This window comes from Treponema sp. R6D11 (genome assembly GCF_054786075.1).
This window is the reverse complement of record NZ_BDHD01000955.1, coordinates 1-434: the sequence shown is the minus strand read 5'-3', so window position 1 is coordinate 434 and position 434 is coordinate 1. Positions and strand designations below refer to the sequence as shown.

1 protein-coding gene is annotated in these 434 nt (G+C 46.1%); it reads right to left on the bottom strand.

The genetic code is table 11. The features are described from left to right. Positions 1 to 181: 181 nt before the first annotated feature. A partial coding sequence (locus ACYVTD_RS16975) for a HigA family addiction module antitoxin (RefSeq protein WP_461248822.1) occupies positions 182 to 434 on the bottom strand: 253 nt, incomplete at its 5' end.

Sequence of the window (434 nt, the reverse complement as noted above, 5' to 3'; positions counted from 1 at the left end):
TTGGCGGATATGACCGCCCCTATGGAAACCCCGAATTTTTTCGCGATTACGGAAAAACTACCTTCTCGTCCTTTACGGGCAGAAGTTATGCCGCCCGATAAGCCCGTTTTGCTCAAAGTGCGTAATTGCAAAATTCTGCCTTAGGCGCGACGTAAAAAGCGCAAGATAGCGCAACAAATTGTTACGCTATCGACGCTATGTTCATAAGTTTCTTATTCAAATTCTTGTTGCCGGCGACTTTTACAAGGTCGTATTTCATCTGCGTTAACAGCCAATATTCCGGTTTGGTGTTAAAGTATTTAGCAAGGCGCACGGCGACGGAAGCCGTTATCCGGCTCTTGTCAAGGCTGATAAGCCTTAACGCCGTTTGGCTGCATTTGATGTTTTTAGCGACCCTATTGCAATTTAGGCCGTTCCTGTCGATAAGTTCGAGA